The 22,845-nt window shown below is 58.4% G+C and carries 20 protein-coding genes; 11 read left to right on the top strand and 9 right to left on the bottom strand.

Annotated elements, in window-relative coordinates; translation table 11 throughout:
• The first annotated feature begins 2 nt into the window (after positions 1-2).
• Positions 3-740 carry a metallophosphoesterase family protein gene (locus ACR0D6_RS14895; RefSeq protein WP_480766059.1) on the top strand — a complete coding sequence of 246 codons (738 nt, stop codon included), beginning with the start codon at positions 3-5 and terminating at the stop codon, positions 738-740.
• Here ACR0D6_RS14895 and ACR0D6_RS14890 read toward each other — a convergent pair.
• The 3 genes from ACR0D6_RS14890 to ACR0D6_RS14880 form a co-directional block, all read right to left on the bottom strand.
• Positions 727-2,244 (bottom strand): malonate--CoA ligase, encoded by a 1,518-nt coding sequence (locus tag ACR0D6_RS14890; RefSeq protein ID WP_480766058.1) that lies wholly within the window; start codon positions 2,242-2,244, stop codon positions 727-729. The genes ACR0D6_RS14895 and ACR0D6_RS14890 overlap by 14 nt on opposite strands.
• Positions 2,245-2,355: 111 nt before the next feature.
• Positions 2,356-3,060: a UTRA domain-containing protein gene (locus ACR0D6_RS14885; RefSeq protein ID WP_480766057.1), complete on the bottom strand. Its 705-nt coding sequence runs from the start codon at positions 3,058-3,060 to the stop codon at positions 2,356-2,358.
• A 16-nt stretch (positions 3,061-3,076) separates the two neighbouring features.
• Complete coding sequence (locus tag ACR0D6_RS14880) at positions 3,077-4,438, bottom strand: formimidoylglutamate deiminase (RefSeq protein WP_480766056.1); 1,362 nt, start codon at positions 4,436-4,438, stop codon at positions 3,077-3,079.
• 81 nt (positions 4,439-4,519) lie between these two features.
• On the opposite strand from ACR0D6_RS14880, the gene hutI reads away from it, so the two are divergent.
• Genes hutI through hutU form a run of 4 tightly spaced genes read left to right on the top strand, consistent with a single transcriptional unit; the run spans position 4,520 to position 9,757 of the window.
• Positions 4,520-5,725, top strand: a complete 1,206-nt coding sequence (hutI, locus tag ACR0D6_RS14875; protein WP_480766055.1) for an imidazolonepropionase — start codon at positions 4,520-4,522, stop codon at positions 5,723-5,725.
• Positions 5,725-7,260 carry a histidine ammonia-lyase gene (gene hutH / locus ACR0D6_RS14870; RefSeq protein ID WP_480766054.1) on the top strand — a complete coding sequence of 512 codons (1,536 nt, stop codon included), beginning with the start codon at positions 5,725-5,727 and terminating at the stop codon, positions 7,258-7,260. Before hutI ends, hutH begins: the two co-directional genes overlap by 1 nt.
• On the top strand, positions 7,260-8,078 hold the full coding sequence (gene hutG / locus ACR0D6_RS14865; protein WP_480766053.1) for an N-formylglutamate deformylase: 819 nt from the start codon (positions 7,260-7,262) through the stop codon (positions 8,076-8,078). Before hutH ends, hutG begins: the two co-directional genes overlap by 1 nt.
• Positions 8,075-9,757 carry a urocanate hydratase gene (gene hutU, locus ACR0D6_RS14860; RefSeq protein WP_480452819.1) on the top strand — a complete coding sequence of 561 codons (1,683 nt, stop codon included), beginning with the start codon at positions 8,075-8,077 and terminating at the stop codon, positions 9,755-9,757. Before hutG ends, hutU begins: the two co-directional genes overlap by 4 nt.
• A 75-nt stretch (positions 9,758-9,832) precedes the next feature.
• Here hutU and ACR0D6_RS14855 read toward each other — a convergent pair whose 3' ends face one another.
• The 4 genes from ACR0D6_RS14855 to ACR0D6_RS14840 form a co-directional block, all read right to left on the bottom strand.
• Entirely contained in the window at positions 9,833-10,369 is a 537-nt protein-coding gene (locus ACR0D6_RS14855; RefSeq protein WP_170656737.1) for a hypothetical protein, read from the bottom strand.
• 200 nt (positions 10,370-10,569) lie between these two features.
• Entirely contained in the window at positions 10,570-11,598 is a 1,029-nt protein-coding gene (tdh, locus tag ACR0D6_RS14850) for an L-threonine 3-dehydrogenase (RefSeq protein ID WP_480766184.1), read from the bottom strand.
• A gap of 14 nt (positions 11,599-11,612) precedes the next feature.
• Positions 11,613-12,797 carry a glycine C-acetyltransferase gene (locus ACR0D6_RS14845; protein WP_480766052.1) on the bottom strand — a complete coding sequence of 395 codons (1,185 nt, stop codon included), beginning with the start codon at positions 12,795-12,797 and terminating at the stop codon, positions 11,613-11,615.
• A gap of 226 nt (positions 12,798-13,023) precedes the next feature.
• Positions 13,024-13,590, bottom strand: a complete 567-nt coding sequence (locus tag ACR0D6_RS14840) for a helix-turn-helix domain-containing protein (RefSeq protein ID WP_480452813.1) — start codon at positions 13,588-13,590, stop codon at positions 13,024-13,026.
• Positions 13,591-13,706: 116 nt separating this feature from the next.
• On the opposite strand from ACR0D6_RS14840, the gene ACR0D6_RS14835 reads away from it, so the two are divergent.
• Positions 13,707-14,882 carry an acetyl-CoA C-acyltransferase family protein gene (locus ACR0D6_RS14835; protein WP_480766051.1) on the top strand — a complete coding sequence of 392 codons (1,176 nt, stop codon included), beginning with the start codon at positions 13,707-13,709 and terminating at the stop codon, positions 14,880-14,882.
• A 92-nt stretch (positions 14,883-14,974) separates the two neighbouring features.
• On the opposite strand, the gene ubiB is transcribed toward ACR0D6_RS14835, so the two are convergent.
• Entirely contained in the window at positions 14,975-16,504 is a 1,530-nt protein-coding gene (ubiB, locus tag ACR0D6_RS14830) for a 2-polyprenylphenol 6-hydroxylase (RefSeq protein ID WP_480766050.1), read from the bottom strand.
• A gap of 3 nt (positions 16,505-16,507) precedes the next feature.
• Positions 16,508-17,260 (bottom strand): bifunctional demethylmenaquinone methyltransferase/2-methoxy-6-polyprenyl-1,4-benzoquinol methylase UbiE, encoded by a 753-nt coding sequence (gene ubiE / locus ACR0D6_RS14825; RefSeq protein ID WP_170656727.1) that lies wholly within the window; start codon positions 17,258-17,260, stop codon positions 16,508-16,510.
• Positions 17,261-17,346: 86 nt separating this feature from the next.
• Between ubiE and mutM the strand changes: the two genes are divergently transcribed.
• The 5 genes from mutM to dnaN all read left to right on the top strand — a co-directional run bounded on the left by mutM (position 17,347) and on the right by dnaN (position 22,820).
• Positions 17,347-18,198, top strand: coding sequence for a bifunctional DNA-formamidopyrimidine glycosylase/DNA-(apurinic or apyrimidinic site) lyase (gene mutM, locus ACR0D6_RS14820; protein ID WP_480766049.1), 852 nt, complete (start codon positions 17,347-17,349; stop codon positions 18,196-18,198).
• 66 nt (positions 18,199-18,264) lie between these two features.
• The gene (locus tag ACR0D6_RS14815) at positions 18,265-19,041 is read left to right on the top strand and encodes an enoyl-CoA hydratase (RefSeq protein ID WP_170656723.1); all 777 of its coding nucleotides are present in this window, start codon (positions 18,265-18,267) and stop codon (positions 19,039-19,041) included.
• A 237-nt stretch (positions 19,042-19,278) separates the two neighbouring features.
• Entirely contained in the window at positions 19,279-19,542 is a 264-nt protein-coding gene (gene rpsT, locus ACR0D6_RS14810) for a 30S ribosomal protein S20 (protein WP_170656721.1), read from the top strand.
• A gap of 546 nt (positions 19,543-20,088) precedes the next feature.
• Positions 20,089-21,474, top strand: a complete 1,386-nt coding sequence (gene dnaA / locus ACR0D6_RS14805; protein WP_480766048.1) for a chromosomal replication initiator protein DnaA — start codon at positions 20,089-20,091, stop codon at positions 21,472-21,474.
• Between the two features lie 224 nt (positions 21,475-21,698).
• Positions 21,699-22,820: a DNA polymerase III subunit beta gene (dnaN, locus tag ACR0D6_RS14800; protein WP_170656717.1), complete on the top strand. Its 1,122-nt coding sequence runs from the start codon at positions 21,699-21,701 to the stop codon at positions 22,818-22,820.
• Positions 22,821-22,845: the final 25 nt, after the last annotated feature.

The raw sequence follows: 22,845 nt of genomic DNA, 5'->3' as shown, positions 1-22,845 counted from the left end.
TCATGACATCCCCCATCTACGCAGTCGGCGATATTCACGGACAAAAGGACATGCTGGAGGAGGCGTTGCGCCGGATCGAAGCCGATGGCGGCCCGGATGCACGGGTGGTTTTTCTGGGTGATTATACGGATCGGGGTCCGGACAGCCGCGGTGTTCTGGATTTACTGATCGAAGGCCAGCAGGCCAAAAGAAACTGGATCACCCTGTTGGGCAATCATGACCGGATGTTTTCCATGTTCATGCGCGACTATCCCGTCAACGACGCCTGCTTGCTGGTTGGATACCACTGGCTTCACGAACGTATCGGCGGGATCGAAACTCTGGCCTCATACGGCGTCCATGTGACAGATAAGGACCGCATATTTCAAATCCACCAACAGGCACGTGAGGCTGTGCCCGCGAACCATGTCGAATTCCTGAACGGGCTGCGGACCTTTCATCAGGAAGGTGATTTGCTGTTCGTACATGCAGGCATTCGCCCTGGAGTACCGTTGGAGGCGCAGACTGAAAACGATCTGGTCTGGATCAGACATGAATTTCTAGATCACATCCGTCCGCACCCCTGGCTGGTCGTTCACGGGCATACCCCTGCAAGGCATGCGGAACACTGCGGAAACCGCGTGAACCTGGATGCCGGTGCGGGCTATGGTCGACCCCTGGCGACAGCCGTGTTCGAGGGGCGGGATTGCTGGCTATTAACCCCAAAAGGGCGTGTACCCTTGGGGTTCAGCCGTTCCTGAACAGATCCTTGTAGGTTTCGCGCAGGACATTTTTCTGCACTTTTCCCATGGTGTTTCGGGGCAGTTCATCAAGCAGGATCAGCTTGCGCGGATGTTTGAACCGGGCAAGGCGTTGTTGAACGGCCGCCATGACAGTATCAACATCCGGCGACTGTCCTTTTGCAGGCACCAGAATACCCAGAACAGTCTCGCCAAAATCGGCATGCGGAACGCCGATCACGGCGCTTTCTAACACGCCGGGCTGTTCGTCCAGCAGCAACTCGATCTCTTTGGGATAGATGTTGTATCCGCCCGAAATGATCAGGTCTTTGCCGCGCCCGACAATGTGGACATAGCCGTCCTCGTCCACGCGGCCCAGATCGCCGGTGATAAAGAATCCGTCCTCGCGCAACTCATCCGCTGTCTTTTCCGGCATTTGCCAATAGCCTTTGAAAACGTTCGGGCCGCGCACCTCGATCATACCAATCTCGCCCGGCGGAAGAGTTTCGCCGGTCTCGGGATTGGTGACTTTCAGTTCGACGTCTGGCAGGGGGAAACCCACCGTCCCTGCCCTGCGCTCGCCCTCATACGGGTTTGACGTGTTCATGTTGGTTTCGGTCATGCCATATCGCTCAAGGATACGATGCCCGGTACGTTCTTCAAACTGGATGTGCGTCTCGGCCAAAAGTGGCGCGGAACCGGAAATGAACAAACGCATGTGTGCCGACAATTCCTTGTCGAAACGATCATCCCCCAACAGGCGGGTATAGAAAGTCGGCACGCCCATCATGGACGTAGCCTTTGGCAACAGGCGCAGAACATCCTCCTGATCGAATTTCGGCAGAAAGATCATCGAACCGCCCGAGGCCAGAACCACGTTGGTTGCAACGAACAAACCGTGGGTGTGAAAGATCGGCAAGGCGTGCAGCAGCACGTCGTCTTTGGTAAAGCGCCATTCTTTGACCAGAGTGTCCGCATTCGACAACAGGTTGGCCTGTGTCAGCATCGCCCCCTTGGACCGGCCCGTGGTTCCCGAGGTATAAAGGAAGGCGGCCAGATCATCCTCATCGCGTTTGACCGGGGCAAAAGCGGGCAACATGCCCAGCGCGCGACGCATCAGGCTGCCCGATCCATCGGCGTTCAGCGTGACAATCTGGGCTCCAAGCGTTTTGGCGACGGGTGACAGCCCTGCTTCTTGTGCCTCATCACAGACCACCAGAGATGCACCGCTGTTTTCTATGAAATAAGTCAGTTCATCGACGGTATAAGCTGTATTCAGCGGCAGAAAGATCAGGCCCGACAGGGCGCAGGCCGCATAGAGCGCCAGTGCTTCTGGTGATTTTTCGACCTGCACCGCAACCCTGTCCCCGGCATCCAGTTCCAAACCCGACAGGGCATTGGCAATGCGGGCCACAGTATCCAGAAACTGGGCATGAGTGATGACCTGACCATCGGGCAGATGCAGAAACGGTGTTTCCCTGCCGGAGTGAACTCCGAAGAGACGGTCGTAAAGCGGGTTGCTCATCCCGTTTTCCTTTCTCAAAGCCCGGCCGATTATACCGGTTCAATTTGCTTTGAAAGTGTCGCGGTTTTTCGGGGTGGTAAAGACCCTGCGCCAATAAAACCCGGGGCGAACTCAGATTTGAGTCGTCATCCGGTATCCGGCGGCAAAATAGAATTTGGCAAACGTGACCGGCTGGTCTTGCAGCCAGGTGATACGTTCGGCCGTAAAAACCGGCTCACCTTCGGGAACGTCAAGGAAACCGGCCAGATTGGCGTCAGCACGGCTGGCCAGAAAAGCCAGTTCGACATTGGTAAATGGCACTGTCTGCACCAGCCAGTCGTTGGGTCCTGTTTCGGTGAAATCCGCCGCGGCCACTTCGGGAACGCTGTCTACCACGATCCAGCGGTCTTCGTACTGGAATGGCGTGTTTCCCGAATAATGCATACAGCGCACGTGCATAACCTGCTGCCCTGCACTCAGCACTAGTCGTGCGCTCAGCCACTCGGGCGCATCCTGCGTTTCCGCCGCCACGAGGGCATATCGGTAGGTGCCGCCTGCGGCTTCGACCTCATCGCGGACCAATGGGATAGTGAACCGGGCCTGACGCTGCGGAGAGCTGAGAACGCGAGTCCCCGCTTTTCGGCGCCGCTCAAGATACCCTTCCTCAGCTAGTTCACGCAGGGCCCGATTGACCGTTGTGCGAGTGCAGGAGAACTCGACCGCAAGCTCCTGTTCGTTGGGCAGAAGGGAGTCCGGGCGCCATTCCCCCGAACGGATACGATCAAGAGCGATCCGCTTGATGTCGCGATAGCTTGTGGTTTCGTTCGCCTGTGTCATGGGGTCCGCCTTTGCCCTAGATGTCTCGCAGCAGGTCAGCAACTGCCGAGCGATAGGCAGGGATGATCGTATCCCGCGCGATATGCCGGCCTTCCCGCACCATGTGACGGCCTGCGGCCCAGACGTCGGTGACAACAGTATCAGGCGCGGCAAAGGAAATCCCATCCAGAATCTGGTGATCAGCCAAAGCGCAAAGCGATGGGTGATCCCGGTCTATGGCCACAAGATCAGCCAGATTGCCCACCGATATCTCGCCTGCCCGCCGCCCCAACGCCTGCGCCCCACCCTTTGCGGAACCAGTGTAAAGCGTGTGACCGACCGACCCTTCACCGGGCACCAGAACGTTGCGCGCCTTGTCCCGAAGACGTTGCGAGTATTCCAGTGTTCGCAGCTCTTCGGTCAGCGATATTCGCACATTCGAGTCTGAGCCGACACCAAACGCACCATTGCTTTCGACATATACCGAACCGTTGAAGATGCCGTCACCCAGATTGGCCTCGGTAATCGGACACAGGCCTGCAACGGCGCCCGAGCGGGCCATCGCAATTGTCTCATCATCGGTCATGTGGGTTGCATGAATCAGACACCATCTGGCGTTCACATCCGCATTGTCCAACAGCCACGCCACCGGGCGCTGCCCGAGCTTGGCTTTTACATCGGAAACTTCTTTTACCTGTTCCGAAATGTGGATGTGAACCGGCCCGTCTGGAACCTGTGCCAGTACCTGCCTCAGATCGTCCGGAGATGTGGCGCGCAGGGAATGGGGCGCAATGCCGACAGCCGTATCCGTGTTCGCAGTGGACAGCGCAGAGCGGCATTCATCAACCAGCCGCAGGAACCGATCCACATCGTTGCTGAACCGTAGTTGCCCACCTGCAAGCGGCTCCTGATTCACGCCACCATAGGTATAGAGCACCGGCAAATGGGTCAGGCCAATTCCGGTTGTTTCCGCCGCGCCAAAGATACGCTGGCTCAGTTCCGACAGATGCGTGTAAGGCGCGCCACCCGGTTGATGGTGGACATAGTGAAATTCACCAACCGAGGCATATCCGGCCTCAAGCATCTCCATATAGACCAGCGCAGCTATGGCCTGAATCTGGTCAGGGGTAAGGCGATCAAGAAACCGATACATCAACGTTCGCCAGGTCCAGAAGCTTTCCTTACCTGCTGCACGAACCTCGGTCATTCCGGCCATGGCGCGCTGAAAGGCGTGACTGTGCAGGTTCGCCAGCGCTGGCAACAACACGTCAACGCAGGTGTCATCGGGCTGGGCCGTCACTCCGGTTTCAAGATCAGCGATGTGCCCGTCCACAACACTGACGCACAGGTCCTTAACCCAAGCAGATCCTATCAGGCCGGTTTTTGCATAGATCGCCATCGCATTTCCATTTTGTGTAGACTTTAAATTTATACCCGTATACGAAAAAACCACACGCAGGGGGAGCCCAAAAGAATCGCCATGACAAAAAAATCTGTTCTTTGCGGTGCCCGCATCGCGACATTTGCCAGCACATCTCTGCCTTACGGGATGATCGAGGACGCAGCGATTGCGATAAACGACGGGCGAATCGTCTGGGTCGGTGCGCAGAGCGAACTGCCTGAAGAGTATGACCAGTGGGATCGCGAGGATGTGGGCGGGCGGCTGGTAACGCCGGCGCTTATTGATGCACATACGCATGTCGTTTTCGGCGGTAATCGCGCGGTAGAATTTGAAATGCGTCTGAACGGCGCATCTTACGAGGAAATCGCCCGGGCAGGCGGCGGCATCCTGTCCACCGTCAATGGCACCCGCGCCGCCAGCGAAGATGAGTTGCTTGAAGACGCCCTGAGAAGGGTCGACGCCCTGCTGGCCGAAGGGGTGAGCTGTATCGAGGTCAAGTCGGGCTACGGGCTGGATCAGGAAACCGAACTGCGCATGCTGCGTGCCGCCCGGCGCATTCCCGCGGTTCGGCCCGTGCGTGTAAAAACCAGCTTTTTGGGCGCCCACGCTGTACCACCGGAATACAAGGGGCAGGCGGACGCCTATATCGATGCGGTTTGTATCCCCACCCTGCGCGCCGCCCATGCCGAAGGGCTGGTCGATGCGGTGGACGGGTTCTGCGAAGGGATCGCTTTTGATCCGACACAGATTGCGCGCGTTTTTGACGTGGCGAAAGAGCTCGGCCTGCCCGTCAAGCTTCATGCCGAACAGCTTTCGAACCTCGGCGGAGCAAAACTGGCGGCATCGTATGGTGCATTGTCTGCCGATCACATCGAATATCTGGACGAGGACGGCGTGCGGGCGATGGCCGATGCGGGCACCGTTGCGGTAATCCTGCCGGGCGCGTTCTACACGTTGCGCGAAACGCAGGTGCCACCCGTTGATCTGCTGCGCCGCCACAAGGTAGCGATGGCGCTTGCAACCGATTGCAATCCGGGTTCGTCGCCTATGACCTCGCTTTTGCTGACGATGAACATGGCCTGCACCCTGTTCCGCATGACACCCGAAGAAGCGCTGGCCGGGGTAACCCGCGAAGCCGCCCAGGCGCTGGGCCTGACCGATACCGGGGTCATCGCCGCAGGCAAACGGGCCGATTTGGCGGTCTGGGATATCGAACACCCGGCCGAGCTGTCCTATCGCATCGGCTTTAACCCTCTGCACAAACGTATTTTTGGAGGCATGTAATGAGCCCTCTTTCGCTCACTCCGGGCAATGTCACTCTGCCTCAGCTTGCCGGGATTTATTGGGACGAAACGCCGATCATTCTGGACGGCAGCTGCAAACCGCGCGTTCAGGCAGCAGCGGACCGGATTGCCGAGGCCGCTGCAGGCGAAACAGCGGTTTATGGCGTGAACACCGGGTTCGGCAAACTTGCCAGCCACAAGATCGCGCCCGAAGATACCTCGACCCTGCAACGCAACCTGATCCTCAGCCATTGTTGTGGCGTGGGCGAAGCCGTGCCCCGGAGGCTGGCCCGGTTGATGATGTCGCTGAAACTGCTGTCGTTCGGACGGGGTGCATCCGGCGTGCGCTGGGAGCTGATCGAACTGCTTCAGGACATGCTGGCACGTGGCGTGACTCCGGTGATCCCGGCACAGGGCTCCGTGGGCGCATCGGGCGATCTTGCCCCGCTTGCCCATATGACCGCTGTGGTCATCGGCGCTGGAGAGGCTGAAGTTGACGGCAAAGTCCTGCCCGGGGCAGAGGCATTGAAATCAGTTGGGTTAGAGCCGATTCCGCTGGGTCCGAAAGAAGGCCTGGCCTTTATCAACGGCACCCAGTTTTCGACCGCGTTTGCACTGGCCGGGTTGTTCGAAGCATGGCGCGCCGCCCAGAACGCGCTGGTCATTTCTGCAACGTCGACCGATGCCATCATGGGATCGACCGCGCCCCTGCAGCCCGAAATTCACTCTCTGCGCGGCCATCGCGGGCAGATCGAAGCCGCCGGCACCATGCGGGCGACACTGGACGGCTCGGTGATCCGTGAAAGCCACCGTGATGGCGATACACGGGTACAGGACCCTTATTGCATTCGCTGCCAGCCGCAGGTCACTGGCGCGGCAATGGATGTCATACGGCAGGCCGCAGCCACTTTGACGGTCGAGGCCAATGCCGCCACCGACAACCCCTTGGTTCTGACCGATCCCGAAGCCATTGTTTCGGGAGGCAATTTCCACGCAGAACCCGTTGGTTTTGCCGCCGACATGATCGCCCTTGCGGTGTCCGAGATCGGCGCCATCGCCCAGCGCCGCATCGCCTTAATGGTGGACCCGGCGCTGAGCTTTGATCTGCCACCCTTCCTGACCCCCGATCCCGGATTGAATTCGGGGCTGATGATCGCTGAAGTGACCACTGCAGCCCTGATGAGCGAGAACAAGCATCTGGCCAATCCCTGTGTCACAGACAGCACGCCGACCTCAGCCAATCAGGAAGATCACGTTTCCATGGCCGCCCATGGTGCGCGCCGGTTGTCGAGGATGGTAAATAATCTGAACTACATTCTTGGCATCGAACTGATGTGCGCCGCGCAAGGCGTAGAATTCCGTGCGCCACTGACCACCAGCGCACCTCTGCAACGGGTCATCGCCCGGTTGAGGGCCGATATCCCGGCACTGGCCGAAGACCGCTATCTGGCCCCAGAACTGGAAACCGCACGGCGTCTGGTTGGTGAAGGCGCAATCCTGCAGGCCGCCGGAATTCCCATGCCGGAGCTCGCGTGATGCAGCTGTTCAATGTTCTTCGCGGTGATAGCCCCATCGTGCTGGGGCAACCGCATGGCGGCACCTATGTGCCCGATGCAATCGCCGCGCGCCTGAACGAAAACGGGCGCGGTCTGGCGGATACGGACTGGCACATAAACAGGCTCTATCAAGGGCTTTTACCTGATGTGACCGTAGTGCAGTCGCATATCCATCGCTACGTGATCGACGCCAACCGCGACCCGGCGGGCGTGTCGCTTTATCCCGGCCAAAATACCACGACACTGGTTCCGATCACCGATTTCGATGGAACGCCGATCTGGACCGAAGGTCAGGAGCCATCGGAAGATGAGATCGAGGAACGCCGCGCGGCTTATCACGCACCCTATCACACTGCGCTGGAACAGGAGCTGGAGCGGGTGCGATCAAGGCATGGAGTGGCGATCCTGTTCGATTGTCACTCGATCCGCTCGCTGATCCCTTTTCTCTTCGATGGCGAGTTGCCGGTCTTCAACACCGGTACCAACAATGGCACAACTTGCAACCCGGCCATCGAACAGGCTGTGCACGGCGTAGCCGGTAAAGCGGCAGACATGCCTTCAGTTCTCAATGGCCGTTTCAAGGGTGGCTGGACCACCCGTCACTATGGCCGCCCTGATCAAGGTGTACACGCGATCCAGATGGAGATCGCGCAACGCGCCTATATGGACGAAACCCCACCCTGGAATTGGCGGGAGGACTGCGCAACAGCCCTCCGCCCGCATTTGCAGACGATGCTTGAACGCCTTCGCGACCTGGCCCTGTCGGGCGCATTGACCGAAAAAGGAGCCCCGAAATGAGCGACCCGCGCAAAAACACCCGTGATGTCTTTCCGCCCACCGGCCCAGAGCTGAATGCCAAAAGCTGGGTGACCGAGGCGCCCTTGCGGATGATGATGAACAACCTGCACCCCGATGTGGCCGAGAACCCGCACGAGCTGGTGGTTTACGGCGGCATTGGCCGCGCAGCGCGCACGTGGAACGATTTTGACACCATCGTCGCCAGCCTGAAGGATCTGGAAGAAGACGAAACCCTGATCGTGCAGTCTGGTAAGCCAGTGGCGATCATTCGCACTCACAAAGATGCGCCGCGCGTGCTTATAGCCAATTCCAACATCGTGCCGCATTGGGCCAACTGGGATCACTTCAACGAGCTCGATAAAAAGGGTTTGATGATGTACGGCCAGATGACGGCCGGTTCTTGGATCTATATCGGGACGCAGGGCATCGTTCAGGGTACCTACGAGACCTTCGCCGAAGCCGGGCGCCAGCATTATGACGGCAACCTGACCGGCAAATGGATTCTGACGGGTGGTCTGGGCGGCATGGGCGGGGCTCAGCCACTGGCCGCTGTGTTTGCCGGGGCGTGCTGTCTGGCCGTGGAATGTAACCCGGAGTCGATTGATTTCCGCCTGCGCACCAAGTACCTCGACGAAAAGGCCGAGACACTGGACGAAGCGCTTGAGATGATCGACCGCTGGACCAAGGCAGGCGAGGCCAAATCGGTTGGTCTGCTGGGTAACGCCGCCGAAATCTTCCCTGAAATCTACCGTCGCATGCAGGCCGGAGGTATGCGCCCGGATATCGTCACCGACCAGACCTCGGCCCATGATCCGGTCAATGGCTATCTGCCACTGGGATGGACCATGGGGGAATGGCGCGAGAAACGGGAAACAGACCCCAAGGCGGTGGAAAAGGCCGCGCGCGCTTCGATGAAACAGCACGTCGCGTCGATGGTCGATTTTTGGAATGCGGGCGTGCCCACGCTGGATTACGGTAACAATATTCGTCAGGTTGCGCTTGACGAAGGGTTGGAGAACGCGTTCGACTTTCCCGGTTTTGTGCCCGCATATATCCGCCCGCTGTTCTGCCAGGGCATCGGACCGTTCCGTTGGTGCGCCCTATCGGGCGATCCCGAGGATATCTACAAGACTGATGCCAAGATGAAGGAATTGTTCCCAGAGAATGAACACCTGCATCGCTGGCTCGACATGGCACAGGAGCGTATCGCGTTCCAGGGCCTGCCTGCGCGCATTTGCTGGATCGGACTGGGCGACCGGCACCGTGCCGGTCTGGCCTTCAACGAAATGGTTGCCAATGGCGAGTTGAAAGCCCCTGTGGTGATCGGCCGCGACCATCTGGATTCGGGTTCGGTCGCAAGCCCCAACCGCGAGACCGAGGCGATGCTGGATGGCTCGGACGCTGTGTCGGACTGGCCGCTGCTGAACGCGCTGATCAACACCGCGTCGGGTGCGACATGGGTATCGCTGCATCACGGCGGCGGCGTCGGCATGGGCTTCAGCCAGCACGCGGGCGTCGTGATCTGCGCCGATGGCACCGAAGATGCCGCACGACGGCTGGAGCGCGTTCTGTGGAATGACCCGGCCTCGGGCGTATGGCGTCACGCGGATGCGGGATACGACATCGCCAAGGACTGTGCCCGTGCGAATGGCCTGCGCTTGCCAGGTATCTTGGGATAACGAAAAGGGGCAGAGTTCAGACTCTGCCCGCCCCATACGTGACCGCTTTTTCCATCTTGGATGGAATGTTCTGCTTTAACCGGACGAGCGCGATCTGATCCGCGTAAACGACGCCAGCATGAAGATCGCAGAAAGGCCGCCAAGCAAAGACCAGAGGCCCGCCGGTAGCGGAACCGGAGCGATCGTGTTCACGACGATATTGTCCACGTCGAAATGCAGGTCTGGCCCAAATCCCGTCGCCAGCGTCGCCGGAATGTTTGTGTTGATCAACAGACGATCGATCGCCGAAAACGCCGCCCCGAAATTCAGAGTCCCCGGCAATCCCGAACCACCGGTCAGAGAGGCAACGACAGAATTGTTGCGATAGCCGGTGAACGAGATGAAATGTTCATCCTGCGGGATAAAGCTTGCGCCCGAATAAAACAGCAGGTCCAGCGACGACAGGGAAAACAGACTTCCGGCGATATTGCTCAGGTTAATCCCGCTTGAAAAAGGGCCACAACAAACATCCATGTGCACCCCGTTCCCTACGAAGCTTCCGAAACTTGCCGACGTTGTCGGCGTCACTTCGTACCCGGATTCCTGATAGACCAGTGGTTGGCCGACTACCATATAAGGAAGGCTGTCAAAGGTAATCGTTGTTGCGGTCGCTTTAGAAGGTGCGGAAAAGACAAAAAGCGCCAAGGCAATAAGCGCGAAAGAAGCAGAACGAATTAATCTCATTTCACTACCTTTTTTTCAGGGTGAAAACTCACATCTTTCGATTGTACCACAAATCCTGAATTCCCCAAGCTTGATTTCCGCCACACCCGTCAGTTCCAGTCCAGCACGACCTTTCCTGACAGTCCGGACTTCATTGCCTTGAAGCCTTCCGCAAACTCGTCCACGCCGAAACGATGCGTTATCACCCGGCTCACATCCAGACCGTTTTGCAGCATGGCAATCATCTTGTACCACGTCTCGAACATCTCGCGGCCATAGACGCCCTTGATGGTGATCGCCTTGAACACGATGCGGGACCAGTCCACCGGAGATTTGCCCGGTGGGATACCGAGCAAGGCGATCTTGCCGCCCATCACCAGTGCCTCGACCATCTGATCAAGCGCGGCCTGCGAACCTGACATTTCCAGCCCGACGTCAAAGCCCTGCGTCATTTCGAGCTCGGTTATCACATCCTGCAGATCTTCTCGGGTCACGTCGACCGTACGCGCCGTCGGCACCACGTGTTCAGCCAGTTTCAGGCGGTCTGCGTTGATATCGGTGATTACGACATGGCGGGCACCCGCATGTCGAACGACCGCAGCAGCCATGATACCGATAGGGCCTGCGCCCGTGATCAGAACATCCTCACCCAGCAGATCAAAGCTGAGCGCAGTGTGAACGGCATTGCCCAACGGGTCGAGAATGGCGCCGATCTCGTCCGGGATATCATCCGGCAGGGGCACCACATTGAAGGCAGGCAGTTTCAGGTATTCAGCAAAAGCACCCTGTTCATTCACACCGATCCCGCGCGTGCCGGGGTCAAGATGGAACTTGCCCGCACGGCTCTGACGGCTGTCGGTGGTGATCAGATGCCCTTCGCCCGAACACCGCTGGCCGATGCCCAGACCGGTCACGTTGCGCCCGATCTCGACGATTTCACCGGCGAATTCATGGCCAGTAATCATCGGGACAGGAACGGTTGAGGCAGCCCAGTCATCCCAGTTCCAGATGTGGATGTCCGTGCCGCAAATACCGGTCTTGTTGATACGGATCAGAACTTCATCCGGCCCGATTTCGGGGACCGGAGCCTGCACCATCCACAGGCCTTCCTGAGGTTTGGACTTTTCCAGCGCCTTCATCGTGTTCGCACGCATCAGATCACTCCCAATTCCTTGCCGACCTTGCCAAAGGCTGCCAGCGCGCGGTCCAGTTCATCCTTTGTCAGGGCCGCATTCATCTGCGTTCTGATCCGCGCCTGACCGCGCGGGACAACGGGGAAGAAAAAGCCCGAGACATAGACGCCTTCGTCAAACAGGCGGCTAGCCATGTCTTGCGCCAGCGTGGCCTCGCCCAGCATGACCGGGATGATCGGATGCTCACCCGGCAGCAGGTCAAAACCAAGCTTCTCCAATCCGGCCCGCCAGTATTTTGCGTTACCGAACAGCTGGTTGCGCAGCATGTCACCTTCTTCGACCAGACGTATGGCCTCGAGACCTGCAGCGACGATTGAAGGCGGCAGCGAGTTCGAGAACAGATAGGGCCGCGCCCGCTGCCGCAGCAGGTCGATCACTGGCTGCGGCCCGGCGATGTAACCGCCGATTGCCCCCCCAAGTGCCTTGCCCAAGGTTCCCGTCAGAATGTCTACATCGACACCGAAGTGATCCGGTGTGCCCGCGCCATTTGGTCCCATGAAGCCAGTGGCGTGGCAGTCGTCGACCATGACAATGGCATCGTACTTGTCCGCAAGTTCCCGGATTTTCGGCAGGTTGGCCAGATAGCCGTCCATCGAAAACACGCCATCCGTTGCGATCATGATATGCCGCGCGCCATCCTCGCGTGCCTGTTTCAACCAGGCTTCTAGGTCGTTCATGTCGTTGTTCAGATAGCGATAGCGTTTTGCCTTGCACAGCCGCACCCCGTCGATGATCGAAGCGTGGTTCAGACTGTCAGAGATAATAGCGTCTTCCGGCCCCAGCAGAGGCTCAAACAAACCGCCATTGGCATCGAAACAGGCAGCGAACAGGATCGCGTCATCCTTGTTCAGGAAATTTGCCAATCGCTGCTCCAGTTCGCGGTGAATGTCCTGCGTGCCGCAGATGAACCGGACCGAAGCCATTCCAAACCCCTTGGGCTCCATCGCGCCTTTGGCGGCGTCGATCAGCGCCGGGTGATCCGCAAGTCCAAGATAGTTGTTGGCGCACAGATTGATGACCTGCCTGCCGCCCACCGTGATCTCACCGCCCTGAGGCGAGGTGATCATTCGCTCACGCTTATAAAGACCTTCCGCTTCGATCTGCGCGAGGGTGTCCGTGATGTGGGACAGGAATGCATCTGCCATGGCGATCTCCTTTGCTGAGTCGCATGTCTAACATAACGGACAAGAATCCGAAATAGGAGATTTTCACTATATTGGAAAACCGTCCGTGGTGGCGGAAAATTGCTGACTTCGACTGTGCGTGCTTAATGACAGATCGGTTGGCAACCTCGGTCCATACTGACCTGCTGAGGCCACGGCAGATGGTTCTGCGTCGGGCCACTCCCGAAAACTGAAATTCACGAGGTGGTCAGGCGTTTTTGACAATCAAAAATACGCGCGCAGGACCATCCGTGGCCTGAATTGCGTGGGGAATGTCCGCGGCATAGCGTGCCGTGTCACCGACGTTCAGATTGCTGACGGCAGAGCCCGATCTGACCTGCACGGCACCCTCCAGAACAGTAAGCTGCTCGCGTGCACCACGGGCATGGGGCTGGCTGTTCAGCGCACCGTCTTTTTCAAAGCTGATGTCGTAAACCTCGTGTCCCCCGGCCTCTTCCGGAGGAGAAAGGATAAGGATTCGACACCCCTGCCCCATATTGTCGATGCCCGGCGCCTCGGAACTCCGCAAAACTTCGATCCGGTCAACCGCATCGCCATCTTCAAGTAGACCCGCAAAATCCACTTGCAACGCTCGGGTGAGGTTCCACAGGGTTGCGATGGTGGGGCTGCTTTCGCCCCTCTCGATCTGGCTGACCATCGATCGGGAAACGCCGCTGAGGTTTGCCACCGCTTCCAGCGAAAGCCCCTGCGAACGGCGCGCCTCTTTCAGGCGGGCGGGCAGACGCGTCAGGATTTCATCAGAGCTTTCCGTCATGACGGATTCTCTGCCTTTTAAACGGAGGTTTGTCAATTCCGGGTGTGACGGTACGTCCCGAGAGACAGGTTTATGCCGCAGGTGCATAATGCACCCAACCTCAGGAGGAGTGTATTATGAACGATATCGTAATTCTGGACGGGGCACGTACCGCAATCGGTACCTTTGGCGGTGCTCTGGCATCCACCGCACCCATTGATCTGGCAACTGTGGCGACCGAAGCGGCCCTAGAACGTTCGGGCGTTGAAGGTGGTCAGATCGGCAATGTGGTCTTTGGGCACGTCATTAATACGGAACCGAGGGACATGTATCTGTCGCGCGTCGCTGCGATGCAGGCAGGCATCCCGAACGGAACCCCGGCGATGAATGTGAACCGTCTTTGCGGTTCCGGCGCGCAGGCCATTGTATCGGCGGTCCAGTCGCTGATGCTGGGCGACGCCGAGTTTGCCGTGGCTGGTGGTGCCGAAAGCATGTCGCGCAGCCCGTACATCATGACGCAGTCGCGCTGGGGCGCGAAGATGGGTGATGTGACGTCGCTGGACATGATGCTTGGTGCGCTGAATTGTCCGTTCGGGACCGGACACATGGGGGTCACGGCCGAAAACGTTGCCGACGAACACCAGATCAGCCGCGAGCAGATGGATGAGTTTGCCCTGACCAGCCAGACCCGCGCGGCAGCAGCGACCGAGGCAGGTTACTTTGACAGTCAGATCACGCCGGTTCAGGTCAAGGTCAAACGGGATATGGTTGATTTCAAGGTCGACGAACACCCCAAGGCAACGACTGCTCAGGCATTGGCTGGTCTGAGGCCGGTTTTCAAGAAAGACGGTCGGGTGACGGCAGGAAATGCGTCGGGCATCAACGATGGTGCCGCCGCTATGGTTCTGGCGACAGCAGAAGCGGCGGAAAAGGCCGGTCTGAAACCCAAAGCGCGCGTTTTGGGATATGCCCATGCGGGCGTTCGACCCGAGGTCATGGGCATCGGACCGGTTCCGGCCGTGCAGAATCTGCTAGCCAAAACAGGAATGACCGTTGGCGATTTCGACGTGATTGAAAGCAACGAGGCCTTTGCTTCTCAGGCTCTGGCCGTAAATCAGGAGCTTGGGCTTGATCCGTCCAAGGTGAACCCGAATGGCGGCGCCATCGCACTGGGTCATCCGGTGGGGGCGACAGGCGCGATCATCACACTCAAAGCCCTGTACGAACTGGAACGCATCGGTGGTTCAAAGGGCCTGATCACGATGTGCATAGGCGGCGGTCAGGGTATCGCGATTGCCATCGAACGGCTGTGACCCTGAAGTCGCAAAGGGGGGCTGTCTGCCCCCCCTACGCGCGGTTCGCGCAATTCCCCCCGAGAGTATATCTGGCCAGATGAAGGGGCGGATCAGAACGCCATTCCGGCCAGCAGAACAATCCCCCCGCCAAACACTGCGCCCGCCAGAGCGGTCCAGACGCCCACCGGAATTTTGGAGGGGGTCTCTTCGGTTTTGTGCGTTTGCGCGATCAGGGCGTTCTCCACCAGACTGGGAAGGCGCGGACCAAAGCGGGCCAGAACCAGTGCCGTCTTGCTGAAATCCCGGATGGCGGCGCGAGGACCGATGGATTGCTTGATATAATCCTCGACCACGGGCCGGGCCACTTCCCAGATATTGATATGTGAATCCAAGGATCTCGCCACGCCTTCGACGACAACCATTGTGCGTTGCAGCAGAATCAGCTCGGTCCGGGTTTCCATACCGAAGCGTTCGGTCACTTCGAACAGATAGTTCAACAGGCGGCCCATCGAGATGTGTGAGGCATCCATGCCAAAGATCGGTTCGCCCACGGCGCGCAGGGCACGGGCGAATTCATCCACATCTCTGTCGGCGGGTACGTATCCTGCCTCAAAATGCACCTCGGCCACGCGTTTGTAGTCGCGCCGGATGAAACCGAACAGGATTTCCGCATAGACCCGGCGCGTGTATTCGTCGATATGCCCCATGATGCCAAAGTCGTAGGCGATGATGTCGCCGTTGGCCGCAACCTTGAGGTTGCCCTGGTGCATGTCAGCGTGGAAATACCCGTCGCGCAGGGCGTGCAGCAGGAACAGGCGCAGCACGCGCTCTCCCAGATCGCGGCGGTCATGGTTTGCTGCATCCAGGGCGGCGTTGTCGCCCAGCGCAATTCCGTCAGCCCAGCTAAGCGTCATGACCCGGCGGGCGCAGAGCGGCCAGATCACCGGTGGCAGCCAGAACCCACTGTCATCCTTGGTGTTGGCGGCATATTCGGATGCTGCCGCACTTTCCAGACGCAGATCCAACTCGCCCCGTACAACGCCGTCGAAATGCTCGATCACGTCCATGGGACGCAGGCGGCGCGCGCCCGGAGCAAAGAGATCGACAATGCGGGCCGCGAAGTAGAAGGCGTCGACATCCTTGCGAAAGGCGCGCTCAATCCCCGGGCGGAGAACCTTGACCGCAACGTATTCACCGGTGCCTGACAGTTTTGCGCGGTGCACCTGAGCTATCGAGGCTGCTGCTATCGGCTCGCTGAATTCTTCGAACATGTCATCGACGGGCTGGCCGAGTTCCTTTTCGACCTCGGCCATGGCTTCCGCTTTGGAAAACGGCGGAAGCTTGTCCTGCAGCACGCGCAACTGCTCGGCCAGTTCGTCACCAACCACATCGGGACGGGTGGACAGCACTTGCCCGAACTTGATGTATGCCGGGCCAAGGGCGGTCAGGGCGCGGGTTGCGGGCGGCATCTCCGGATCGCCCTTGTAGCCCAGCCACTGGAAAGGCTTGCCCAGCGCGTGGGCAAGGATGCGAATGGCGCGTGGGGCTTCGAAAGCGTCGAGCACTACGTTCATGGCGCCCGTACGCTCCAGCGTGGCGCCCGTCCGGATCAGACGGATGATGTTGTGGGGTCCGCGCATCCGTCAGATCTTCCAACCGGAATGCAGGGCCGCGATGCCCATACTGAGGTTGCGGTATTTGGCGTTTTCGAAACCCGCCTGCCGGACCATGCCCAGGAACGTATCCTGATCCGGGAAATTGCGGATGGATTCCACAAGGTACTGATAACTGTCGCGATCCCCGGCAATCATCTGACCCATGCGCGGGATCACGTTGAAGCTGTAAAGGTCATAAAGTTTTTGCAGCCCGTCATTCGGTAGCTGGCTGAACTCAAGCACCATCAGGCGACCGCCGGGTTTGAGTACACGGAACGCCTCGTTCAAAGCCTCTTGCGGGCGGGTCACGTTCCGGATGCCAAACGAGATCGTGTAGACGTCAAAGGTATTGTCTTCGAACGGCAGCGCCATCGCGTCGCCCACCACCCAGTCTAGACTGTCGGCGCGCTGTTCGGCATCGGCGCGTTTTCGGCCTTCGATCAGCATCGGCTCGGTCAGGTCCAGAACGGTGGCGTGGCCATGGCCCGCACGTTTCAGAAACCGGAACGAGATATCCCCGGTGCCGCCCGCGACGTCCAGCAGGCGCTGACCGGGGCGTGGGGCCAGCCAGTCCATCATCGCGTCTTTCCAGACCCGGTGGATGCCCATCGACATGACATCGTTCATCACATCGTATTTCGAGGCCACGGAATTGAAAACGCCCTGAACCCGGCCCGCCTTTTCGGCCTCGCGCACGGTTTCGAAACCGAAATGTGTGGTCTTGTCGTTGTTGTCGGACATTGGCCTTGCCGTTTCTTGAATTTCGCCTCTGTTATAGGGCGCTGGAACCGGGGCACAATGCGGCCCATTGGAATAGGAGCCGTGTAATGCCGGAATTGCCCGAGGTCGAGACAGTAAGACGCGGCCTGACCCCTGCCATGGAGGGCGTCTTGATCGAGCGGGCCGAAGTGAATCGCCCCGATCTGCGCTGGCCGTTTCCCGAACGGATGGCGGAGCGGCTGACCGGGCAGCGGGTAGAAAGGTTGCGCAGGCGGTCGAAATACATTCTGGCGGATCTGAGCAGCGGTGAGACGTTGCTGATCCATCTGGGCATGTCCGGACGCATGACCGTGTCCGGAGACCCGCTGGGGCAATTCGTTCATGACCATCCGCAACCCGCCAAACACGACCACGTTGTGTTTCATATGGCCAACGGTTCTCGCGTGACCTTTAACGACCCGCGCCGCTTTGGGGCGATGGATCTGCTGCAGACGGCGACAGCCGAGGCGCACCGGCTGCTGGCCGTTCTGGGGCCAGAGCCTCTGGGAAACGAATTTGACGAAAACCACCTGATTGATGCGTTCCGGGGCAGAAATACTCCGGTCAAGTCTGCGCTTCTGGATCAGGGAATCGTTGCCGGTCTGGGCAATATCTACGTTTGCGAGGCCCTTTATCGTGCCGGAGTGTCGCCACGTCGCAAGGCCGGACAGATTTCCGAACACCGTGTCGCCAATATGGTTCCGATCATCCGGCAGGTGTTGCAGGACGCCATTAATGCGGGGGGCTCGTCTCTGCGTGATTTCCGGCAAGCGGATGGAGAACTTGGATATTTTCAGCACAGCTTTGATGTTTATGGCCGCGAGGGAGAGCCCTGCCGAACCGCCGGGTGCACCGGAACGGTGAAGAGAATCACTCAGTCCGGTCGCTCATCCTTCTATTGCGCGCAATGCCAAAGATAGCTTGATCCAACTTTTTCCCGTGATAAGGAATCGTACCTGAACGGAACAACCGAAAGCTAAGACCCCATGGCCTTTGAGACGATCATCGTCAACATTGAAGACCACGTAGCCCTAATCAAACTGAACCGGCCGGATGCGTTGAACGCACTCAACACTCAGCTTCTGGGTGAACTGTGCACCGCACTGGAAGAGGCTGACCAAAACGACAAAGTGCGCTGCATCGTCATCACCGGATCGGACAAGGCTTTTGCTGCGGGCGCTGACATCAAGGAGATGTCCGAAAAAAGCTTTGTTGAGGTGTTCAACGAAAACCTCTTTGCGGACGTCAACGACCGGATTGCGGCGATCCGCAAGCCGATCATTGCTGCGGTAGGTGGCTATGCACTGGGTGGCGGATGCGAACTGGCGATGATGTGTGATTTCATCATTGCTGCCGACACTGCCAAATTCGGTCAGCCCGAAATCAATCTTGGCGTCATTGCCGGAATGGGCGGCAGTCAGCGATTGACCCGCTTTGTCGGCAAATCCAAGTCGATGGATATGAACCTGACCGGGCGCCACATGGACGCGGAAGAAGCAGAACGCTCGGGTCTGGTCAGCCGCGTCGTACCTGCCAAGAAACTGGTGGACGAGGCAGTTGGTGAAGCTCAGAAGATTGCCGAGAAATCTCTGATCACCGCTATGGCCGCAAAAGAAGCCGTAAATCGCAGCTTTGAGCTGCCGCTGAGCGAAGGCATGCTTTTTGAGCGCCGCGTGTTCCATTCGATGTTCGCAACCGAGGACCAGAAAGAAGGTATGGCAGCCTTTCTGGAAAAACGGGCGGCCCAGTTCCGCGACAAGTAATCCGGATCGGATGGCTGGAAACAGGGCGGGCATTGGCCCGCCTTTTTCATGCCGTATCCGGGTTAGAAAAGAATCAGCTTGGCAATCTTCCCAAACTTGGCTAATCAGCGCCGCTATACATGCGCGTGCGGCCCGCTTTGGCCAGAATCACACCCGTGATCCCTGATCCGGTGCGGCCTTGTCCGTCACGCGAACCGAAGACAACCGAACCGAACACAAACAAAGGTCAGAGACACAATGGCAAATTCGCCCCAGGCAAAGAAGCGCGCCCGTCAGAACGAGAAGCGTTTCGCCGTCAACAAAGCACGTCGTTCGCGCATCCGTACCTTCCTGCGCAAAGTTGAAGAAGCAATCGAATCCGGCGACAAGGAAGCAGCAACCGCTGCCCTGCGTGCGGCACAGCCCGAACTGATGCGCGGCGTAACCAAAGGTGTGTTCCACAAGAACACGGCATCTCGCAAGGTGTCGCGTCTGGCAGCCCGCGTGAAAGCACTGGGTTGACCTAGGGTCAATTGACTCAAAACCGATTCTGAATAAAAAAGGCGTTGCATCAGGCAGCGCCTTTTTTGCTGTTGCCAGAATGCCGCGCCTTCACAAAGGCGAGAGATTCTTTCCCGGAAAGACCCGAGTCAACATCAGAGTTTCGTTGCCGCGCCGTGCCGGGTCTTGCTACCACTGTCTCAGCGATTCACTCGCTTGGGGGGACAGGCTGTCCTTGGATCATCCTGACGGGCATCGGGTAGTTCAGGGACGAATGTCGTCAGCCGGTACAAACCGGTTTGCCGATCTGCTGCGGGTTTCGGGATATCCCGATTACCTTGGCCCTGTCGAAAATTGAGATTGTCGTGTGCAACTCGGATTCCGGGTGCGCCCTGATTTATTTCGGGGAATGCTATGGATTTCGGAATGCAGCACGAAACCAGAGATGACACCGCCAAAACCGCGTTTTGGTGAACCGTTATCTATGTGTGAGTGAATCCCAACCGGGTAACCGGAAGCCAGTAATAAGGCCAAAGGCCAAAATGAATGGGATGCGTGAGGCGCTAGATGACACAAGAGAAATGGGGACAGCTTCGTAACAAGTTGCTCAAGACCGTTGGTCGCAACAATTACACCACCTGGATTGAACCACTCGAATTTCAGGAACTTCAGGATGGTGTGGCCGTATTTTCGGTTCCGACCAATTTTATGGGCAACTATGTAAGTCAGAACTTTGCGGACCTGATTCTCTATGAACTGAATACAGCTGGCGAGACGGTACAGCGTCTGGCGTTTCGGGTCGCGGCCAATTCTCCGGTGCGTCCAGCCAAATCTGCAAACCCCACACCAGTGGAAGAACCGGCAAATTCCGTTGCCGCGCCTGCTGAGGTTGCGAATGGAGCCCTTGAGTCGCTACAGGCTGCGCCTCTGGATTCGCGTTTTACGTTCGAATCATTCGTCGTAGGTAAGCCCAACGAACTGGCACATGCAGCTGCGCGGCGCGTCTCCGAAGGCGGACCGGTCACTTTCAATCCGCTGGTTCTCTATGGTGGCGTAGGTCTGGGTAAAACCCACCTGATGCATGCGATTGCGTGGGAGCTGAAGACGAAGCGACCGGAGCTGAACGTCCTGTACCTGTCGGCGGAACAGTTCATGTACCGCTTTGTTCAGGCCCTGCGTGAACGCCGAATGATGGATTTCAAGCATCTGTTCCGTTCGGTCGACGTTCTGATGGTTGATGACGTTCAGTTCATCGCAGGCAAGGATTCGACGCAGGAAGAGTTCTTTCACACGTTCAATGCGCTGGTTGACCAGAACAAGCAGATCATCATTTCGGCTGACCGCGCCCCGGGCGAGATCAAGGATCTGGAAGACCGCGTTAAGTCCCGCCTGCAATGCGGTCTGGTCGTGGATCTGCATCCGACGGACTACGAATTGCGGCTCGGCATTCTGCAAAACAAGGTGCAACAATATGGCAGCACCTATCCGGACCTGAAAATCGCCGATGGCGTACTGGAGTTTCTGGCCCACCGCATCTCAACCAATGTCCGCGTTCTGGAAGGTGCCCTGACCCGCCTGTTCGCTTTTGCGTCGCTGGTTGGCCGCGAGATCGACATGGAACTGACGCAGGATTGTCTGGCGGACGTGTTGCGCGCATCTGAGCGCAAGATCACCGTCGAGGAGATTCAGCGCAAGGTATCAGAATATTATAACATCCGTCTTTCCGATATCATTGGCCCCAAACGCCTGCGGTCCTACGCGCGTCCCCGGCAGGTCGCGATGTATCTGTGCAAGCAACTGACAAGCCGGTCCCTGCCGGAAATCGGTCGCCGATTTGGTGGACGCGACCACACCACGGTCATGCATGGCGTCAAACGCATTGAGGAACTCAAGCTGACCGACGGCCAGATCGCCGAAGACGTAGAGATGCTGCGTCGCGCGCTGGAAGCCTGACGGCACCGCATCAAACCCCAATCGCCCCGAGCACTGCGTTCGGGGCTTTTTCATGTGCGCTAATGCCCACGGTTACCTCAGAACTGTGCCCCATGGGCCACGTGCCCCTTGACGGTTTGCGCATTCCGACCCAGAAATCCGTAAAAAATCCTTGTGCCTCAGGGCTGAACCGCTAACTTGCCAGTCCCGCCCATGTAAGCACTCATGTCAGAGGAATTGAGGGTATGAAGATCAGCATCGAACGCGGCACCCTTCTCAAGGCCGTGTCGCAGGCCCAATCCGTTGTGGAGCGCCGCAACACGATCCCGATACTGGCCAATGTGCTTATTGAAGCCGAAGGCGATCAGGTGCAGTTCCGGGCGACCGATCTGGATATCGAAGTCGTCGACAAGGCACCGGCCCAAGTCGAACGCGCCGGTGCCACGACGGTGGCGGCGACCACGCTGCATGAAATTGTGCGCAAACTGCCGGATGGCGCTTTGGTCACACTGAATGCCGACACCGCCGCGGGCCGGGTGACTGTTGAAGCAGGACGGTCGAATTTCTCTCTGGCGACTTTGCCGAAAGAGGATTTCCCGGTCATGGCGTCCTCGGAATATCAGTCGAACTTCACCGCTTCCGCAGCCCTGCTGCGGCGCCTGTTCGACAAATCGAAATTCGCCATCTCGACCGAAGAGACCCGGTATTACCTGAACGGCGTCTATATGCATGTGGCTGACGGTTCTGAAGGCGGCAAGGTTCTGCGCTGTGTGGCGACGGATGGACACCGGCTGGCCCGGATTGACGCCGATCTTCCGGATGGTGCGGCAGATATGCCAGGTGTGATCGTTCCCCGCAAAACCGTGGGAGAGCTGCGCAAGCTGCTGGATGACGATGAAATGGACATCGCCGTTTCGGTCAGCGAAACAAAAGTACGCTTTGCTACCCCAGACATTACACTGACATCCAAGGTGATCGACGGAACCTTCCCCGACTACACACGCGTTATCCCGCAGGGCAATACCCGTAAACTCGAGGTAGATGCGGCTGAATTCGCTCAGGCCGTGGATCGCGTTGCGACCGTTTCGTCCGAGCGGTCGCGGGCGGTCAAGCTGCAGCTGGAAGGTGACAAGTTGGTGCTGTCGGTAAATGCGCCCGACAGCGGTGCAGCTGAGGAAGAGTTGGCCGTGGCCTATGGGGATGAGCGGCTGGAAATCGGTTTCAACGCCAAGTATCTGCTCGAGATCGCCTCGCAGGTGGACCGTGAGAACGCGGTATTCCTGTTCAATTCGGCGGGTGATCCGACCCTGATGCGTGAAGGTAACGACCAGAGCGCCGTCTATGTGGTCATGCCGATGCGCGTTTGATCGCCTGACGGCGATGCCTCCGGCG

It is taken from the genome of Ruegeria sp. BJ6, from assembly GCF_056537885.1.
The sequence above is the reverse complement of the archived record's forward strand: the minus strand, read 5'-3'. Positions and strand labels throughout refer to the sequence as shown.

Coding starts and splice junctions, on each gene's coding strand:
- ACR0D6_RS14895 (WP_480766059.1), top strand. CDS start 3: ATGACATCCCCCATCTACGCAGTCGGCGATATTCACGGACAAAAGGAC.
- ACR0D6_RS14890 (WP_480766058.1), bottom strand. CDS start 2,244: ATGAGCAACCCGCTTTACGACCGTCTCTTCGGAGTTCACTCCGGCAGG.
- ACR0D6_RS14885 (WP_480766057.1), bottom strand. CDS start 3,060: ATGACACAGGCGAACGAAACCACAAGCTATCGCGACATCAAGCGGATC.
- ACR0D6_RS14880 (WP_480766056.1), bottom strand. CDS start 4,438: ATGGCGATCTATGCAAAAACCGGCCTGATAGGATCTGCTTGGGTTAAG.
- hutI (WP_480766055.1), top strand. CDS start 4,520: ATGACAAAAAAATCTGTTCTTTGCGGTGCCCGCATCGCGACATTTGCC.
- hutH (WP_480766054.1), top strand. CDS start 5,725: ATGAGCCCTCTTTCGCTCACTCCGGGCAATGTCACTCTGCCTCAGCTT.
- hutG (WP_480766053.1), top strand. CDS start 7,260: ATGCAGCTGTTCAATGTTCTTCGCGGTGATAGCCCCATCGTGCTGGGG.
- hutU (WP_480452819.1), top strand. CDS start 8,075: ATGAGCGACCCGCGCAAAAACACCCGTGATGTCTTTCCGCCCACCGGC.
- ACR0D6_RS14855 (WP_170656737.1), bottom strand. CDS start 10,369: ATGGTAGTCGGCCAACCACTGGTCTATCAGGAATCCGGGTACGAAGTG.
- tdh (WP_480766184.1), bottom strand. CDS start 11,598: ATGAAGGCGCTGGAAAAGTCCAAACCTCAGGAAGGCCTGTGGATGGTG.
- ACR0D6_RS14845 (WP_480766052.1), bottom strand. CDS start 12,797: ATGGCAGATGCATTCCTGTCCCACATCACGGACACCCTCGCGCAGATC.
- ACR0D6_RS14840 (WP_480452813.1), bottom strand. CDS start 13,590: ATGACGGAAAGCTCTGATGAAATCCTGACGCGTCTGCCCGCCCGCCTG.
- ACR0D6_RS14835 (WP_480766051.1), top strand. CDS start 13,707: ATGAACGATATCGTAATTCTGGACGGGGCACGTACCGCAATCGGTACC.
- ubiB (WP_480766050.1), bottom strand. CDS start 16,504: ATGCGCGGACCCCACAACATCATCCGTCTGATCCGGACGGGCGCCACG.
- ubiE (WP_170656727.1), bottom strand. CDS start 17,260: ATGTCCGACAACAACGACAAGACCACACATTTCGGTTTCGAAACCGTG.
- mutM (WP_480766049.1), top strand. CDS start 17,347: ATGCCGGAATTGCCCGAGGTCGAGACAGTAAGACGCGGCCTGACCCCT.
- ACR0D6_RS14815 (WP_170656723.1), top strand. CDS start 18,265: ATGGCCTTTGAGACGATCATCGTCAACATTGAAGACCACGTAGCCCTA.
- rpsT (WP_170656721.1), top strand. CDS start 19,279: ATGGCAAATTCGCCCCAGGCAAAGAAGCGCGCCCGTCAGAACGAGAAG.
- dnaA (WP_480766048.1), top strand. CDS start 20,089: ATGACACAAGAGAAATGGGGACAGCTTCGTAACAAGTTGCTCAAGACC.
- dnaN (WP_170656717.1), top strand. CDS start 21,699: ATGAAGATCAGCATCGAACGCGGCACCCTTCTCAAGGCCGTGTCGCAG.